This is a genomic window from Sphingomonas sp. UYEF23, from assembly GCF_040546165.1.
Taxonomy (GTDB): Bacteria; Pseudomonadota; Alphaproteobacteria; order Sphingomonadales; family Sphingomonadaceae; genus Sphingomonas; species Sphingomonas glacialis.
Map to the genome: position 1 here is coordinate 547,454 of NZ_JBEPNG010000001.1, position 16,304 is coordinate 563,757.

At 66.0% G+C, this 16,304-nt stretch carries 20 protein-coding genes and 1 tRNA gene; 12 read left to right on the plus strand and 9 right to left on the minus strand.

Annotation, left to right across the window (positions count from 1 at the left end; genetic code table 11):
• Positions 1 to 40 precede the first annotated feature (40 nt).
• From pstA to ABIB28_RS02635, 8 genes are all read left to right on the plus strand, one after another.
• Positions 41 to 1,255 (plus strand): phosphate ABC transporter permease PstA, encoded by a 1,215-nt coding sequence (gene pstA, locus ABIB28_RS02600; RefSeq protein WP_206365697.1) that lies wholly within the window; start codon positions 41 to 43, stop codon positions 1,253 to 1,255.
• The gene (gene pstB, locus ABIB28_RS02605; protein WP_354286146.1) at positions 1,252 to 2,022 is read left to right on the plus strand and encodes a phosphate ABC transporter ATP-binding protein PstB; all 771 of its coding nucleotides are present in this window, start codon (positions 1,252 to 1,254) and stop codon (positions 2,020 to 2,022) included. The genes pstA and pstB overlap by 4 nt, the downstream gene beginning before the upstream one ends.
• A 7-nt stretch (positions 2,023 to 2,029) precedes the next feature.
• Complete coding sequence (gene phoU / locus ABIB28_RS02610; RefSeq protein WP_133188889.1) at positions 2,030 to 2,728, plus strand: phosphate signaling complex protein PhoU; 699 nt, start codon at positions 2,030 to 2,032, stop codon at positions 2,726 to 2,728.
• Positions 2,729 to 2,733: 5 nt separating this feature from the next.
• Positions 2,734 to 3,426, plus strand: coding sequence for a phosphate regulon transcriptional regulator PhoB (phoB, locus tag ABIB28_RS02615; protein ID WP_133188891.1), 693 nt, complete (start codon positions 2,734 to 2,736; stop codon positions 3,424 to 3,426).
• 82 nt (positions 3,427 to 3,508) lie between these two features.
• Positions 3,509 to 3,874 carry a hypothetical protein gene (locus ABIB28_RS02620; protein WP_133188893.1) on the plus strand — a complete coding sequence of 122 codons (366 nt, stop codon included), beginning with the start codon at positions 3,509 to 3,511 and terminating at the stop codon, positions 3,872 to 3,874.
• Positions 3,875 to 4,040: 166 nt separating this feature from the next.
• Positions 4,041 to 4,940 (plus strand): SDR family NAD(P)-dependent oxidoreductase, encoded by a 900-nt coding sequence (locus ABIB28_RS02625; RefSeq protein ID WP_354286149.1) that lies wholly within the window; start codon positions 4,041 to 4,043, stop codon positions 4,938 to 4,940.
• A gap of 97 nt (positions 4,941 to 5,037) precedes the next feature.
• A complete protein-coding gene (locus ABIB28_RS02630) occupies positions 5,038 to 6,069 on the plus strand; it encodes a hypothetical protein (RefSeq protein WP_354286151.1) in 1,032 nt (343 codons plus the stop codon).
• A 124-nt stretch (positions 6,070 to 6,193) separates the two neighbouring features.
• Complete coding sequence (locus ABIB28_RS02635) at positions 6,194 to 7,312, plus strand: sensor histidine kinase (protein ID WP_354286153.1); 1,119 nt, start codon at positions 6,194 to 6,196, stop codon at positions 7,310 to 7,312.
• Between the two features lie 4 nt (positions 7,313 to 7,316).
• On the opposite strand, the gene ABIB28_RS02640 is transcribed toward ABIB28_RS02635, so the two are convergent.
• Both ABIB28_RS02640 and epsC read right to left on the minus strand, forming a co-directional pair.
• The gene (locus ABIB28_RS02640) at positions 7,317 to 7,658 is read right to left on the minus strand and encodes a DUF2794 domain-containing protein (protein WP_133188901.1); all 342 of its coding nucleotides are present in this window, start codon (positions 7,656 to 7,658) and stop codon (positions 7,317 to 7,319) included.
• Positions 7,658 to 8,338 (minus strand): serine O-acetyltransferase EpsC, encoded by a 681-nt coding sequence (gene epsC, locus ABIB28_RS02645; RefSeq protein WP_189674985.1) that lies wholly within the window; start codon positions 8,336 to 8,338, stop codon positions 7,658 to 7,660. Before epsC ends, ABIB28_RS02640 begins: the two co-directional genes overlap by 1 nt.
• 133 nt (positions 8,339 to 8,471) lie before the next feature.
• On the opposite strand from epsC, the gene ABIB28_RS02650 reads away from it, so the two are divergent.
• Entirely contained in the window at positions 8,472 to 9,254 is a 783-nt protein-coding gene (locus ABIB28_RS02650; RefSeq protein ID WP_189674986.1) for a sulfite exporter TauE/SafE family protein, read from the plus strand.
• A 41-nt stretch (positions 9,255 to 9,295) separates the two neighbouring features.
• On the opposite strand, the gene ahpD is transcribed toward ABIB28_RS02650, so the two are convergent.
• The gene (gene ahpD / locus ABIB28_RS02655; protein ID WP_133188905.1) at positions 9,296 to 9,817 is read right to left on the minus strand and encodes an alkylhydroperoxidase, AhpD family; all 522 of its coding nucleotides are present in this window, start codon (positions 9,815 to 9,817) and stop codon (positions 9,296 to 9,298) included.
• Positions 9,818 to 9,967: 150 nt separating this feature from the next.
• Positions 9,968 to 10,510: a peroxiredoxin gene (locus ABIB28_RS02660; protein WP_133188907.1), complete on the minus strand. Its 543-nt coding sequence runs from the start codon at positions 10,508 to 10,510 to the stop codon at positions 9,968 to 9,970.
• Between the two features lie 145 nt (positions 10,511 to 10,655).
• Between ABIB28_RS02660 and ABIB28_RS02665 the strand changes: the two genes are divergently transcribed.
• Positions 10,656 to 11,555 (plus strand): hydrogen peroxide-inducible genes activator, encoded by a 900-nt coding sequence (locus ABIB28_RS02665; protein ID WP_322163209.1) that lies wholly within the window; start codon positions 10,656 to 10,658, stop codon positions 11,553 to 11,555.
• Between the two features lie 78 nt (positions 11,556 to 11,633).
• On the plus strand, positions 11,634 to 12,269 hold the full coding sequence (locus tag ABIB28_RS02670) for a fasciclin domain-containing protein (protein ID WP_354286156.1): 636 nt from the start codon (positions 11,634 to 11,636) through the stop codon (positions 12,267 to 12,269).
• Positions 12,270 to 12,309: 40 nt separating this feature from the next.
• Here the strand turns inward: ABIB28_RS02670 and pgsA are convergent, their stop codons facing one another.
• Positions 12,310 to 12,876, minus strand: coding sequence for a CDP-diacylglycerol--glycerol-3-phosphate 3-phosphatidyltransferase (gene pgsA / locus ABIB28_RS02675; RefSeq protein WP_354286158.1), 567 nt, complete (start codon positions 12,874 to 12,876; stop codon positions 12,310 to 12,312).
• Positions 12,877 to 13,013: 137 nt separating this feature from the next.
• Between pgsA and ABIB28_RS02680 the strand changes: the two genes are divergently transcribed.
• Positions 13,014 to 14,303, plus strand: coding sequence for an MFS transporter (locus tag ABIB28_RS02680; RefSeq protein ID WP_133188915.1), 1,290 nt, complete (start codon positions 13,014 to 13,016; stop codon positions 14,301 to 14,303).
• A 16-nt stretch (positions 14,304 to 14,319) separates the two neighbouring features.
• Here the strand turns inward: ABIB28_RS02680 and ABIB28_RS02685 are convergent, their stop codons facing one another.
• The 4 genes from ABIB28_RS02685 to ABIB28_RS02700 all read right to left on the minus strand — a co-directional run bounded on the left by ABIB28_RS02685 (position 14,320) and on the right by ABIB28_RS02700 (position 16,301).
• A complete protein-coding gene (locus ABIB28_RS02685; RefSeq protein WP_322163205.1) occupies positions 14,320 to 14,487 on the minus strand; it encodes a hypothetical protein in 168 nt (55 codons plus the stop codon).
• Between the two features lie 107 nt (positions 14,488 to 14,594).
• Positions 14,595 to 14,978 (minus strand): SMU1112c/YaeR family gloxylase I-like metalloprotein, encoded by a 384-nt coding sequence (gene gloA2 / locus ABIB28_RS02690; protein WP_133188917.1) that lies wholly within the window; start codon positions 14,976 to 14,978, stop codon positions 14,595 to 14,597.
• Between the two features lie 208 nt (positions 14,979 to 15,186).
• Positions 15,187 to 15,263 (minus strand) — tRNA-Ile (locus ABIB28_RS02695).
• 12 nt (positions 15,264 to 15,275) lie between these two features.
• Complete coding sequence (locus ABIB28_RS02700; RefSeq protein WP_354286160.1) at positions 15,276 to 16,301, minus strand: polysaccharide deacetylase family protein; 1,026 nt, start codon at positions 16,299 to 16,301, stop codon at positions 15,276 to 15,278.
• Positions 16,302 to 16,304 lie beyond the last annotated feature (3 nt).

Consider the following 16,304-nt stretch of genomic DNA (forward strand, 5'->3'; position numbering starts at 1 on the left):
CCCGGCCGAGCGCGCGCCGACCGACTGGCGGACGCAGTCGATGCAGCGCCGCATCCGCAAGCGTTATGCCGCCGAGCGACGCTTCCGCTGGCTCGGGCTCGGCGCGGTCGTGCTTTCCGCCGGCTTCCTCGCGGTGCTGCTCGTGACGATGGTGTATAACGGCGCCAGCGGATTCCTGCAGACGCAGATCGCGCTGCCGGTCGATTTCGCGCATTCAGGGTTGTTGCTGACGCCCGCCGACCTGCGCGGACCCGGCGCCGATCTCGCGCTGTCGACCGCCAATATCGAAGGCTTGACCGATTCATCGGCCAAGGCCGCGTTCGGGACCGACGGCGATCGCTGGGTGTCCGACGGTGGCTGGCTGCGCGTGCGCCAAGCGTTGAAGCGCGACCCTGCGCTGCTCGGCGCGCGCGCAACGATCTGGGTGCCCGCCGCCGATGCGATCGACGTCGCCGCCAAGCGCCAGGGCGATCCGGCCTCCGAGGCGATCGTCGCGAAGCTCAAGGCGCGGCATGCGATCTCGACGGGTTTCAACCTCCCCTTCCTCACCGCATCGGACTCGAACGATCCGACGCGCGCGGGGATCTGGGGCGCGTTCAAGGGCTCGCTGTTCACGATGCTGGTCACGCTGCTGATCGCCTTCCCGGTCGGGGTGCTGTCGGCGCTCTATCTCGAGGAATATGCGCCGCGGAACCGCTGGACCGATCTGATCGAGGTCTCGATCAACAATCTCGCCGCGGTGCCCTCGATCATCTTCGGCTTGCTCGGGCTGGCCGTGTTCCTTGGCACCTTCGGCCTGCCGCGCTCGGCGTCGATCGTCGGGGGCCTGACGCTCGCGCTGATGACGATGCCGGTGATCGTAATCTCGGGCCGCAACGCGATCAAGGGCGTCCCGCCGTCGATCCGGGATGCCGCGCTCGGCGTCGGGGCGAGCCCGATCCAGGTCGTCTTCCACCACGTCCTGCCACTCGCGCTGCCCGGCATCCTCACCGGCACGATCATCGGCATGGCGCGCGCGCTCGGCGAGACTGCGCCACTGCTGATGATCGGGATGCGCGCGTTCATCGCCTCGCCACCCGCGCGGCTGACCGATCCGGCGACCGTGCTGCCGGTGCAGATCTTCCTATGGTCCGATCAGATCGATCGCGGCTTTGTCGAAAAGACCAGCGCGGCGATCATCGTCCTGCTCGTCTTCCTGCTCGCGATGAACGGCTTCGCGATCTACCTCCGTAACAAATTCGAGACCCGCTGGTGAGCATTCCCAACCAACACAAGATTTCGGCGCAGCACGTGAACGTCTGGTACGGCGCCAAGAAAGCGATCGACGACGTGTCGCTCGATTTCGGTTCGGACCACGTCACCTCGCTGATCGGCCCGTCGGGCTGCGGCAAATCGACCTTCCTGCGCACGCTCAACCGGATGAACGACACAATTCCTGCGGCCAAGGTCGAGGGCGACATCACGCTCGACGGTGAGGACATCTACGCCCCCGAAATGGACGTCGTGCAGCTCCGCGCGCGCGTCGGCATGGTGTTCCAGAAGCCAAACCCCTTCCCCAAGTCGATCTTCGAGAACGTGGCCTACGGCCCGCGCATCCATGGCCTTGCCGGCAACAAGGCCCAGCTCGGCGAGATCGTCGAACGCTCGTTGCGCCGCGCCGGGCTGTGGGACGAGGTCAAGGATCGCCTGACCGACAGCGGCACTGCGCTGTCGGGCGGCCAGCAGCAACGGCTGTGCATCGCGCGCGCGATCGCGGTCGACCCCGAGGTGATCCTGATGGACGAGCCGTGCTCGGCGCTCGACCCGATCGCCACCGCCAAGATCGAGGAGCTGATTCACGAGCTCAAAGGCCGCTACGCGATCGTGATCGTCACGCACAACATGCAGCAGGCCGCGCGCGTGTCGCAGCGCACCGCCTTCTTCCACCTGGGCACGCTGATCGAATATGGCGCGACCTCGGACATCTTCACCAATCCTCGGCAGGAACGCACCAAGGATTACATCACCGGCCGCTACGGGTGAACAGGACATGCCATTGAACGACCATACAGTTAAGGCGTTCGACGCCGATATCGGCCAGCTCCGCGGTCTCATCGCGCAGATGGGCGGGATGGCCGAACACGCGATTGCCGGCGCGATGGAAGCGCTGCGCCGCCACGACCTCGAGGGCGCGCAGCTCATCATCGCGGGCGACAAGAAGCTCGACGCGCTCGAGCTCGAGGTCGAACAGCTCGCGGTCCGCATCATCGCGCTGCGCGCGCCGCTCGCCGACGACCTGCGCGAAGTCGTCGCCGCGCTGAAAATTGCGGGCGTGATCGAACGGATCGGCGACTATGCCAAGAATATCGCCAAGCGCGTCCCCTCGATCGACAGCCATGGCGAGATCGAGCCGCTCTCGGTGCTCCCCGCCATGTCGGCGCTCGCGGTGCGGATGGTGCACGACGCGCTCGACGCCTTCGCCGCGCGCGACGCCGACGCCGCGGTCGAAGTGTGCCAGCGCGACCGCGAGGTCGACGATTTCTACAACAGCCTGTTCCGCGTGCTCGTCACCCACATGATGGAGAATCCGCGGACGATCGGCCAGGTCACGCAATTGCTCTTCATCGCCAAGAATCTCGAGCGCGTGGGCGACCACGCAACGAACATCGCCGAGATGATCTACTATGCCGCAACCGGTACGCACATGGTCGAACGTGACCGCGGCACCCTTCTCAGCCTGACGGAGTAAACGATATGGCCCGCGCGAAAATGCTGCTGGTTGAAGACGACGCCGCGCTCGCCGAGCTGCTGATCTGGCACTTCAAGCGCGAGGATTTCGAGATCGCGCAGACGCCCGACGGCGAGGAGGCGCTGCTGCTGGCCAAGGAGAATACCCCCGACATCGTGCTGCTCGATTGGATGGTCGAGGGCCTGTCGGGGATCGAAGTGTGCCGCCGCCTGCGCCGCATGCCCGAGACCGCCAACGTCCCGATCATCATGCTGACCGCGCGCGGCGAGGAAGAGGATCGTGTCCGCGGGCTCGAGACCGGCGCCGACGATTATGTCACCAAGCCGTTCTCGCCACGTGAGCTCGTCGCGCGCGTCGGCGCGGTGCTGCGGCGGGTGCGCCCGGCGTTGGCGGGCGAGCAGCTGACCTATTCGGACATCGAGATGGATACCGTCGGCCACAAGGTGCGGCGTTCGGGCGAGGTCATCCCGCTCGGGCCGACCGAGTTCCGCCTGCTCAAGCATTTCCTCGAACATCCCGGCTGGGTCTTCTCGCGCGAGCGGTTGCTCGATGCGGTATGGGGCCATGACAGCGACATCGAGAGCCGCACGGTCGACGTGCACATCCGGCGGCTGCGCAAGGCGATCAACTGCGGCGACCGCCCCGATATCATCCGCACGGTGCGTTCGGCGGGCTACGCACTCGATTCGGGTGCGTAAAGAATATTGGGACACATGCGGCACAATGTGCGTTTGACCCGACGAGCAGCACACCATGCTGCCCGTTCGCAGGAGACTGTTTATGAAAATCATGATGTTTGCGGCCCTCGCCGCTGCCGTCGCAATGCCCGCGCTGGCGCAGACCACGCCAGCACCGGCGACCCCCGACGCGATGAGCCAGCCGGCCCCGGCGCAAACCATGCCCGCGCAGCCCGCCCCGGCAGCAGACCCCGCAATGGCACAGCCCGCCGCCCCCGCCGCTGATCCGGCAATGGCGCAGCCGGCAACGACGCCTGCCGCCAATGCGTCGATGGCGACGCCGTCGGCACCGATGGCAGCGACCGGCGACTACCCGCCCTGCTCGCGCACGCTGAAGGATGGCTGCACCGAGCGGTCGAACGCTGCCGGCGCGCGGATGCACTCGGGCAAGCGCATGCACAAGCGCTGAGGCCGCACCGGATTTTTCCGGCCGCAGCCTTCAAGACTTGCCGTTACGGCCGGCGTGCAGAAGCTCTGCACGCCGGCTTTTTCGTATCGGGAGTATGCCGATCGCGGCTTGCACGCCGCGCGCAATTGCCTAGGACGCGCCTCAAACCACCTAGAGGAGTCCATCCATGTCCATCCGTTTCGATGATAAGGTCGCCATCGTCACCGGCGCCGGCGGCGGTCTCGGTCGCGCCTATGCGCTCGAACTCGCCAAGCGCGGCGCGAAGGTCGTGGTCAACGATCTCGGCGGCTCGCGCGATGGCACCGGCCATAGCGACGCGGCGCTGAAGGTCGTCGAGGAAATCAAGGCGGCCGGCGGCGAGGCGATCTCGAACGGCGGCAGCGTCACCGAATATGAGCAGATGGTCGAAATGGTCGCGAAGGCCAAGGAAACCTGGGGCGGCGTCCACATCCTCATCAACAATGCCGGCGTGCTGCGCGACAAGAGCTTCGCCAAGATGGAGCCGGCCGATTTCAAGTTCGTGATCGACGTCCACCTCAACGGCTCGGCCAACGTCACCAAGGCGGTGTGGGAGACGATGCGCGCCCAGAATTACGGCCGCATCCTGATGACCGCATCGTCGACCGGCCTCTACGGCAATTTCGGCCAGGCGAATTACGGCGCGGCCAAGCTCGGCCTTGCTGGCCTCACCAAGACGCTCGCGATCGAGGGCGCGAAGAACAACATCAAGGTCAACACGATCGCGCCGACCGCAGGCACGCGGATGACCGAGGACCTCTTCCCGGCCGAGGCGTTTGCCGCCTTCGCCCCCGAAAAGGTCGCGCCGGCCGCGCTCTATCTCGTCTCGGAGGAATCGCCGACCAACATGATCATCGGCGCTGGCGCCGGTGTGTTCCAGGCGGCCTATGTCACGCTGACGCAGGGCAAGCTGCTGAGCGGCGACGATCTGTCGCCCGAGGGCATCGCCGCCCACTGGTCCGAGATCACCGACCGTGCTGGCGAGATGACCCCGCAGAACGGTGCCGAACAGTCGATGAGCATCCTCAAGAAGCTCCAGGGCGGCTGACCTCGCGCGTCGCCCCGGCCTGTGCCGGGGCGACGATAGTTACTGTGTTGCTACACTGATACACGCGTGATACGCTCCCCATCACAGGGAGACGATCATGTACAGCGAAAGCGATATCGACGGGGCGGTGACGGCAGGCGCGATTTCGCGCGAGGCGGCGGCCGCGCTGCGCAATCATATCGCCGCGCGCAACGCCGCGCCCGCGGTCGATGAAGAGAGCTTCCGGCTGCTGTCGGGCTTCAACGATATTTTCGTGTCGATCGCGATCGTGCTGGTGCTCCTCGCGGTCGGCTGGATCGGCGAGTCGATCACCCCCCCGCTCGCTGGCGCGCTGGTCGCGGTCGCGGCCTGGGGGCTCGCCGAGTATTTCACGCGCATTCGGCGGATGGCGCTGCCGAGCATCCTGCTGCTGCTCGCCTTTGTCGGCGGTGTCGGTACGACGCCGGTCGGCGTGCTCGTCGCGCTGCACGCCAATTCGAGCGACCAGGCCGGCGCGGCGATCGGCGCTGGCATCGGCCTGCTGATGGCGGGCGCCGCATGGCTGCACTGGCGGCGCTTCATGGTGCCGATCACCGTCGCCGCCGGCGCATCGGCCTTGGTAGGCGTCGTCGTCGCGCTGGTGATCGCCGCGATCCCGTTGGTGAAGGAAGCGGTCTATCCACTCGTCTTCATTTGTGGGCTCGGCATGTTCGCGCTCGCGATGACGTGGGATCTGTCGGACCGCGAGCGCCGCACGCGGCGTGCCGACGTCGCCTTCTGGCTCCACCTCGCCGCAGCACCGATGATCGCGCATCCCGTCTTCCACATGCTCGGCGTGTTCGGCGGGGCAATCGCGATCGGCACCGCGCTGATCGTGCTCGCGCTTTACCTCGCCTTCGCCTTCGTCGCGCTCGCGGTCGACCGGCGCGCGCTGCTCGTCTCGAGCCTCGCCTATGTCCTCTATGCGCTGTACGCGCTGTTCCAGACGGCGGGCGCGGTCGAACTGGCGTGGGCGTTCACCGCACTGGCGATCGGCTCGGCCTTGCTGACGCTCTCCGCCTTCTGGCCGGCAATGCGGCGGATCGTGGTCGGCCTGCTCGGCGGTCTTGGCGAGCGTCTGCCCCCGGTCGCGACGCTGGTTGCCGCCTAGCGGTCGACTCGCCCGGCGGCGTTCGTCGTGCGCCTTGTTGCAAACCGGAATCTCGCGTATTCCTTTGAACGCAGGCGGATATTTGCGCCGTTTGCGCCGTTCAACGCAACGAAAGAGGCACCGGGTGACCTCGATTCTGATCGTCGACCGCCATTCCAGCGTGCGCACTTCGCTCCAAGCGGCTTTCGAGCGCGACGGCGGCGCCTGCGCGACGCTCGACCCATCCGTGGCGCACGACGCCGTATCGCGCGCAGCGCTCGACCGTGACGGAGTCCTGGTTCGAATCGATGACGATGCGCTGCAGCGCGGGTGGGAGGTGGCGCGCCAAGCCCGCGCTGCCAACCCGGCGGTCGCGATCGGCTATCTGTCGACGCGGGGGACCAGCGACTGGGCAGCGTCAGGTGTCCCGGACAGCGTGGTCTATGCGCCGACGTCCGATCCGATCGAGATCACGGCGGCCTTCCTCGCTTTGTGCCGCCCGGCGCGCACCCAGCAAGCGATGGGCGAGCCGCATGGCGAACGTCCGTCAGGCACCGCGCGCGCGCGGCTCGGCCCGCTGGGAAACGACCTGATTCACGGATCACGCCGCAATGCGATGGGGATGATGGCGACGACGATCGCCAACGAACTCACCCAGCCGCTGACGACGATCGGCAATTACCTGGCCGTCGCGCGTGCGGTCGTCGAAAGCCGGGGGGATTCCGCGCTGGTGCTCGAGTCGCTGCAGGCAGCGATCGAGGCAAGCCGCACGGCGGGCCACATCATCCGCACCCTGCAATCGCTGACGACCCGCCCCGAAGCACGGCTGGAACAGGTCGCGCTCACCGACACGTTGCGCGACGCCGCCGATATCGTCACGCTGGGGCGACCCGACGCGCGGATCACGCTCGACCTTCCGCACTCGCTTATCGTGCTGGGCGATCGGATCCTGCTCCAGCAGACGCTGCTCAACCTTTTGCAGAATGCCGTCGAGGCCGCCGCCGGCACGCCGGTCGACATCCTCGTCACCGCGTCCGACAAGGGGCAAGTCGTCGAGGTCTGCGTGGCGGATTCGGGTCCGGGCGTCGACCGGATGCTGCTCCCCAATGTCTTCGAGCCGTTCGTCACGACCAAGGCAGACAGTCTGGGAATCGGCCTGTCGATCTGCAAGGCGATTATCGAAGCGCAAGGCGGGGTGATCACGCTGCGCAACCGCGCCACCTGCGGCGCGATCGCGTGCTTTACCGTGCCGGGTATCGCCTAAGCGCTCAGTCGACCACCTTCATCAGGCGCCGCTCGACCGGGGCAAGGACCGGGCCGAGTTCGGGGCCGCGCTTGAGGACCATGCCATGTTCGCCGATCAGCGCCCACATCCCCTGCTTGTGGCGCAACGCAGGGCGCTTCTCGATCCGGAATTCGGGGCGTTCGGCGGCGCGGCGGAAAGCGGCGAAGACCGCGGCTTCATAGCCGAGATCGATCGCGTAGTCGCGCCACAGGCCGGCTGCGACCATCCGCCCGTAGAGATCGAGGATGCGGTTGAGTTCGAGCCGTTCGAAGCCGATCTGCAGCGGCGTACCGCGTGGCGCCGGAAAGGGTGTTATCGTCCCCATCAAGCCCGATCGCGCAGGTCGTGATTTTCCACCAGCAAGGCGTCGAGCCGCTTGCGCATCGTCTCGAGCTCGCAGCGCAGCAGTTCGACCTTCTGCGTCGCAGGATCGAACATCTCGCTGCACGGCGTGCCGTATGCGAGGAACTCGACGGGCTTCTGCCCGCCTTCGACCATCGTCGCGCGCGCCGGGATGCCGACCATGACCGCGCCCTCGACCACGTCACGCGTCACGACGGCGTTCGCGCCGACGCGCGAGCCCTTGTTGAGCGTGATCGGGCCGAGCACCTGAGCACCAGACCCGATGATGACATTGTCGCACAAGGTCGGGTGGCGCTTGCCGGCAATGCCATTGTCCGGGCTCGTGCCGCCGAGCGTGACGCATTGATAGATCGTGACGTTGTCGCCGATCTCGGCCGTCTCGCCGATCACGACGAAGCCGTGATCGATGAAGAAATTGCGGCCGATCGAGGCGCCGGGGTGGATATCGATCGCGGTCATCAAGCGCGAGAAATGGTTCACCGCGCGCGCAAGAAAGAACAGCCGCGCCTTGAACAGCCGGTGCGCGATACGGTGATAGCCAAGCGCCCAGACGCCAGGATAGGTCAGGATCTCGAGCCGCGAACGCGGGGCGGGATCACGAGCCTTGATCGAATCGAGATAGGCGATCAATCGTCCCATCATTGCGGTTTCCCCTTCATCTGCGCGATATCTAGTCCTTCGGTCGGTCGAATTAAAGGCGCGTCCGGTCGCTAACTTTATCGAACAAAACCCCATCTTTCTTGTGGGATTTCAAAAAAGGCGCGATCTGCTTAGCATGCCAGAGGTTTCGACCATCGATTTCCCCGCGATTTTCGCGGCGATGCTGCCCTTCATTCTGATCGGCTTTGCCGCGCAAGTGGTCGATGGTGCGCTCGGCATGGCGTTCGGGGTGATCAACAATACGCTGCTCGTCGTGCTGCTCGGGATGCCGCCGGCGCTCGCTTCGGCAAGCGTCCACGCGGTCGAGACCTTCACCACGGCGGCCTCGGGCGTGAGCCATATCGTGCATCGCAACGTCGACTGGCGGTTGTTCCGGCGGCTGGTCATCCCGGGGATGATCGGTGGTGCGCTGGGTGCCTATGTGCTGAGCAACATCGACGGCGCGGTCGCGCGGCCGTTCGTGATGGCGTATCTCTCGCTGATGGGGCTCTATTTGCTCTACCGGGCCTATCGTGGACCGGTGACGCCCAGGCAGCCCAAGATCATCGAGCCGCTGGGTCTCGTCGGTGGCTTCCTCGATGCCGCGGGCGGCGGCGGCTGGGGGCCGGTGGTGACCTCGAACCTGCTCGTCCAGGGCGCTGCGCCGCGCACCACGATCGGCACGGTCAATACGTCCGAATTCTTCCTCACCGCGACGATCTCGGCGACGTTCATCGCGACGCTCGGGCTCAAGGCGTTCACGCTGCAGACGCTCGGGATCCTGATCGGCGGGCTGATCGCCGCGCCGATCGGGGCGGTGGTCGCCAAGCGCGTCCCGGCGCGCAAGCTGATGGCGATGGTCGGGACCCTGCTGACGGTGACGAGCGCCTATTCGATATGGTCGGCGCTCGCACAATGAGCAGCAAACCCCTCCCCTGAAGGGGAGGGGCTTTAGAACGGTCAGTTGATCGCCGAATGGACCGTCGCGACCGCCTTCATCACCGCGCCGATCCGCACCGCGGTCTGGATCGCCTCGGCCGTGGCGCCGGCTTTCTTGAGGATCTGCTCATGGCTGTCGATGCACATGCCGCAGCCGTTGATCGCCGAGACCGCAAGGCTGAACAGCTCGAAATCGACCTTTTCGATTCCCGGCTGGCCGATCACGTTCATGCGCAGCTTGGCGGGCATCGTCTGGTATTCGGCATTCCCGGCGAGATGCGTGAAGCGGTAATAGACGTTGTTCATCGCCATCACCGCAGCGGCGGCGCGAGCGGCGTTGGCAGCCTCGGGCGAGAGCTTGGAGGCGACTTCGGCCTCGGTCACGTCGACCAGCGGCTTATAGCCGGTGGCGTGCGCGCAGCACAGGAACAGGCCGAACTTCTGCTGGTCGGGCAGATGCGCCTCGTTGAGCAGCGAGCCGACGTTGAGGCGGATGTCCTTGGCGAAATCCGGGAGCGTCCCGGCGAAATCCTTGAGCGACATTGATGTTTCCCTATCCACAAACACGTCACCCCAGCGCAGGCTGGGGTCTCTCGAGGGCGAGCGTCACGCCCGCCCCATAAAGACCCCAGCCTACGCTGGGGTGACGATGATGGCGGGCACGACCGTCAGGCCGCGCCCGCGCGTCCAATTTTACGCGGCGATCTGGAGGACGTCGTCGCCCTTGTTCCAGTTGCACGGGCAGAGCTCGTCGGTCTGCAGCGCGTCGAGCACGCGCAGCGTCTCGGCGGGGTTGCGGCCGACGTTGAGGCCGTTGACCTGGACTGCCTGGATCACGTTGTCCGGATCGATGATGAACGTCGCACGGAACGCGACATGCTCGTCCTTGTCGAGAATGCCGAGCTGCGCGGCGAGCACGCCACCGTTATCGGCCAGCCACGGGAAGTCGGCAGCCGCCAGATCGGGATCCGACTTGCGCCAGGCGAGGTGGACGTGCGCGGTGTCGGTCGATGCGCCGATCAGCACGGCGTCGCGATCCTCGAAGTCACCCTTGAGGCCGGCATAGCCGACGATCTCGGTCGGGCAGACGAAGGTGAAATCCTTCGGCCAGTAGAACAGCACCTTCCACTTGCCCGGGAACGCGTCCTGGCTGAGCGTCTCACCGGCGGGGAGCGCGGATACGCCCTGCTGGACGGGAACGGTAAAGTCGGGGAGCTTGTCGCCGATGGTCAACATGTTGTGGGCCTCCTGGAAAAATTGGGGCCTCGTCGGACATCCTCATGCGCGGCGCTGAACGCCGTCTCGTTGCAGGGCCCATATAGGGACTGTTCTTATCGATCCAATGGGTTATTTGTCGCCGTGTGATCGATTGGAGCGATAAATGGCGACGTACCTGCCGACCTTGAAGCAATTGCAGTATCTCGCGGCGCTGCAGGACCACGGCCATTTCGGCCGCGCGGCCGAGGCGTGCTTCGTGACGCAATCGACACTGTCGGCGGGGATTCGCGAGCTCGAGACGCTGATCGGCGTGACGCTGGTCGAGCGAACGCGCCGCGTCGTGCGCTTCACCCCGCTCGGCGACCGGATCGCCGACAAGGCGCGGCGCGTGCTGCGCGAGGCCGAGGAACTGGGCGACATGGCGCGTGCTGCCGGGCGCCCGCTGTCGGGCGAGATGCGGATGAGCGTCATCCCGACGATCGCGCCGTTCATGCTGCCGCGCATCCTGCCGCGGCTCCGGCGTGATTATCCCGACCTCAAGCTGTTCCTGCGCGAGGAGCCGAGCGGGCCGGCGTGCGAGGGGCTGCATCACGGGCGCGCCGATTGCGTGCTGCTCGCTTTGCCCTTCGCGTGCGGCGAAGTCTCATCGCAGACGCTGTTCGAAGACCGGTTGTTCGTCGCGGGGCAGCCCGCCGAAATGGGCAATATCGACCGCGCGATGCCGCCCTCCGAGATCGACGAGACGCGGCTGCTGCTGCTCGAGGACGGGCATTGTCTGAAGGACCATGCGCTGTCGGCTTGCGCGCGTCCCGAATTGCGCGCCGAGGCGACGATGCTCGGGACGTCGCTCCACACGATCGTGCAGATGATCGACAACGGCCTTGGGCTCACCATGCTGCCCGAAATGGCGCTCAAGGCGGGCATTCTCGATCATACCAGCCTGGTCGCGCGCCCGCTCGACGCGGCCAATCCGTCGCGCAAGATCGCGCTCGTCTGGCGACGCGGATCTCCGCGCGAAAAGGACTTCAAGCTGCTTGCCACTGCACTCGCCGAAGCAGTGTGACGAAACCATTTCGGCTCTGAACCGTATTTGTGACACGCCGTTCATCGAGCGCGCGTCCCAATCGAGTGGAGAATCGCGATGACCTTCAAGACCAACCTGTATCTTTCGGCGATGGCCGGTGCCATGATCATCGGTGCCGCAGCGACCGCGCAAACCGCGCCCGCCCCCGCCGCTGGCGCGACCCCGATGGCCGGCGCACCGATGGCGGCAGCCCCCGCAGCCGGCGCCAACCCGACCGTCGGCGGCGCCGTGATGGACGCCACCAAGCCGATTGCCGTCAACGCGTCGGCCGCACCGAACCTCAGCACGCTCGTGACCGCCGTGAAGGCCGCTGGCCTCGCCACCACGCTTTCGGGCCCGGGTCCGTTCACCGTGTTCGCGCCGACCAACGACGCCTTCACGCGTCTCGCCCCGGGTACGGTCGACACGCTGATGAAGCCGGAAAACAAGACGACGCTCGCCAAGGTGCTGACGTATCATGTCGTTCCGGGCACGCTGACGTTGGCTGACCTGCAGGCGAAGGTGACCGCGGGCGGCGGCAAGGCCTCGCTCGTCACGGTCGAGGGCGATCCGCTCGTCGTCGAGACGGTCGGCAGCGCGGTGCAGCTGACCGACGTCAACGGCAACAAGAGCTATATCGAGACCGCCGACGTCAAGCAGTCGAACGGCGTCGTCCACGTCGTCAACGGCGTTGTGCTTCCCAAGCTCAACTAACGCTCTCGCGGGCGGCACTCCGGTGCCGCCCGCGTTTGGTTCAATCCATATATTTCAGGCCGGCGCGCAGATAATCCCAGCCGGTGATGACGGTCAGTGCTGCGGCCACCCACAGCAGGGCCAGCCCGATCTGCCCAACGACCGGATAGGCCGGCACCGCGCCGCCGAGGATCAACCCGCCGAGCGCGACGAGCTGGATCGTCGTCTTCCACTTTGCCAGCTTCGACACCGGGACCGAGACTTGCAATTGCGCGAGGAACTCGCGCAATCCCGACACTGCGATCTCGCGCAGCAGGATGACGAGCGCAGCGATTTGGTGCACGCCCTGGATCATCGCGGGATTGCCGTCGCGTGTACCCACCAGCAGCAGGATCACCGCCGCGACCATGATCTTGTCGGCGATCGGATCGAGGAACACGCCGAGCTTCGATACCGTCCCCTGCGCGCGCGCCAGATAGCCGTCGAAATAATCGGTGATGCCCATCAGGCAGTACAAAGCGAACCCGGCGGCATAGCCATCCGACCAGCCTGGCCACCACAGGAACCAGGCGAGCAAGGGCACCGCGACGATCCGCGACAGGGTGAGCAGGTTGGGCAAGGTGAGCACGCCTTACGCTCTAACCGTCCGATCGGCTTGGTGAAACCCCATCCGCACCGCGCGCAATCGAGAAGCAGGTTGCTGGCGGCATACCGCCTAGTCTATGGGCAGCCCTTATTCTGCCATTTCGAGGCCGTGAACACACCATGCTCAACGCGCTCGGCTTGCTGAAAGAGCGCCGATTTCTGCCATTGTTCGTCACTCAGTTCCTGGGCGCGTTCAACGACAATCTGTTCAAGACCGTGATGGTGCAATTCGCGATCTACAAGATTTTTGCAGACCCCAAGCTCGAACAGAATTTCACCGCGTTCGCGACAGCGATCGGGATCCTGCCCTTCTTCCTGCTCTCGGCGCTGGCTGGGCAGCTCGCGGATACGCACGACAAGGCCAAGATCATCCGGATCGTCAAGCTGGCCGAGATCGGCATCATGATCGTCGGCGCGGCAGGTCTGATGATCGCGTGGGGCGGCTATACCGTCCCCGGCCTGATCCTGATGCTTGCCGCCGTGCTGTTTCTCGGCGTGCACTCGGCGTTCTTCGGCCCGATCAAATATGCGATCCTGCCGCAGCATCTCCACGAGGACGAAGTGCTCGGCGGGACCGGGCTGGTCGAATCGGCGACCTATATCGCGATCCTGATCGGCACCGTGCTGGGCGGGTTCATGGCGGTGCAGCATGCCGCGATCGTGGTGCTGGTCGTCGCGGTCATCGGCTGGGTCGTCTCGCTCCAGGTTCCGCCCGCCTTGCGCGAAGGCAAGGAGCTGGTGGTCAGCTACAATCCCTTCACCTCGTCGTGGCGGCTCATTTCGGGCACGATGCACATCCGCCGGCTGTTCCTTGCAATCTGCGCGATCAGCTTCTTCTGGACGATGGGCGCGGTGCTCATCATCGTCTTCAATCCGCTCGCCAAGAACGTGCTGACCGCCGACAAGCATGTCCTCACCCTCATGATCGCGCTGTTCTCGATCGGCGTGGCGATCGGCTCGGTACTGATCAATGCGCTGCTGAAAGGGCACACTTCGGCGAAATATGGCCCGGCCTCGGTGCTCGCGATGGGCGGCTTCATCGTCGCCTTCTCGTTCCTGTGCCGCTCTTGGCCCGCGGCGCCCGCCGGCACGCTGTACGACGTGATGACCTTCATCGAGACGCCGCGCGCCGCGCTCGTCATCGCTTCGCTGATCGGTATCGCGGTGACCGGCGGGATGTTCGTCGTGCCGCTCTACGCCTTCCTTACGACGACCGTCGCGAAGGACGAGACCGCGCGGACCGTGGCGGCGAACAATGTCGTCAATGCCGGCGCAATGACGATCGGCGCGATCGGCGTGCAGGGGCTCGCGATCGCGGGTGTCTCGCCTGAGAACACCTTGCTCGTCGTGGCGGCGATGTGCCCGATCTCGGCGTGGCTCGCCTATAAGCTCCACCTCGCCTGCGACTGAGCGGCGCGCGGCGCCTTCAGAAGATGAAGGTGTAGAAGCAGATGAAGAACGCCGCGAAGCTCAACGCGAACAAACGGACGTCGCTGTCATCGCGATCGCGCGCGCGCGCGATCCGCGATTCGACGAAAGCCTGGCGGAACGGGTGACGTGCGCTTGGCGCCTTTAGCGAAATCGTATCCTGCATGACGCTAGTTAACGCGCCGTTTACGATTTCGAAGCACGATTCTTATGGTTAAAAATGTCTAAATCCGGGACGGGGCCCCGACCCACCCGAAGCCCCCGCCAGCCGGGTCAGCGCGCTTCGTAAAGTTCGAGCGGCAAGCCGTCGGGATCACTGAAAAAGGTGAAGCGCTGATCGGTATAGGGATCGATCCGGATCGGCTCGACAGCAACTCCCGCAGCCTCGAGCCGAGCGACGACCGGGTCGAGCGCGGCGACGCTGAACGCCAGATGCCGCAGCCCGGTCGCCTCGGGATAGGACGGCCGCGGTGCCGGTGCGGGGAAGGAGAACAGCTCGATCTGCGCCGTCCCGATCCGCAGGTCCGCCTTCCACGATTGCCGCTCGGCGCGGTACACCTCGCGGATCAGCTCGAGACCGAGCAGCTCGACATAGAAGCGCCGCGAGCGATCATAATCGGTGCAGATCAGGGCGACATGGTGGAGCGAGTCGAGCATGCGCGTGGCTCTACGCGGGCGGATCCTCGGGGCCAAGCCGTCGCGTCGCAAGGTGCGCCTCGCGGCACCTGTCGTCGTATTCCGCCCCGAATGTCGTCGAAGCGGCTGGGCTCCGACGGTCGCTACGCTTCGCGCGGCATGTCGGCTTTCCGCCCCCCGTTCGGCAGCACCGGGGTATCGGAAACCCTGCAGCCTTCACAAGGATGAATGGTGGGCCCGGCAGGACTTGAACCCGCAACCTAGCCGTTATGAGCGGCCAGCTCTAACCAGTTGAGCTACAGGCCCCCCGCCCGCTCGTTAGCGCCCTGCCCCCGAAGCTGGCAAGCCCGCAGCGACAATCACATCCTCGAGCGACGCCGCCTGCACCCCGCGCCGCGCGAGATCCGTCAGCACCGCGTCCCACCACGCGTAAAATCGCGCCAGGTCAGCCGCATCGCGGACATAGGGGGTGTGGCCCGGTGCGAGCGACGGCGAGTGGAAGGCAAAGTTGAGCAAGCGAAGGCCCTCTCCCGTCGCGACCGCGATCGCCTCGAGCGCATCGCGCAGCGGCATGTCCTCGGGCGTCAGCGCGACACGCGAGAGCAACCCAGCCCGCGCGAACAGCCCGCGCCCCTTGGGCACGGCGCCCAGCGCGCGATACAGCCGTGTCCCGCCACTGCGCAGCCAGCCGGTGTGGATCGTCGTCAACGGCAGCTCGACCAGCTGTGCGTCGGGGCCGGTGCGGAAGGCGGCGTTGCCGATCTCGGCGAAATCGGGGCCGCCATCGCCGCTATAGGCATAGCCCGACCGCATCGAGCTATCGATGCGATAGCCGCGCTCGGCGAGCAGCCGCAGCGTGTTCGGCCCGATGCCGTAGCGCCCGGCGCGATAGGCGATCGGCCGCGTTCCCGTTCCCGCCGCGATCGCGTCGGTCAGCACATCGATCTTCGCCGCCTCGAGCTGCTCGGGCAGACTGCCGGCATAGCTGTTCGACGGCGTCAGCGCCTCGTCGAACGGGGGATTGACCCACGGGTGCAATTGCGTGCCGACCGCCGACACCCCGTCCTCGAGCACGCCAGCGAGCGTCGCGATCGCGTAGGCGTCGCTCGCGATCGGATAATCGACCATATAGGTCAGCGGCACGCCGTGATCGGCAAAGCGGCGGTGCGCCGCGGGGAGCGCCGCGATCGCCGACACGCCGTGCGTATCGCGCGCCAGCGGCGCGTTCCAGTCGAACTCTTCCTCGGTATCGACGAGCACGATGAAGCGCGTGCCGAACGCCGACGGCCACGCCACGAGATCGCGCGGCTCGGGGGCGCGCGGGCGATACCCGGGGGGTGGCACGCT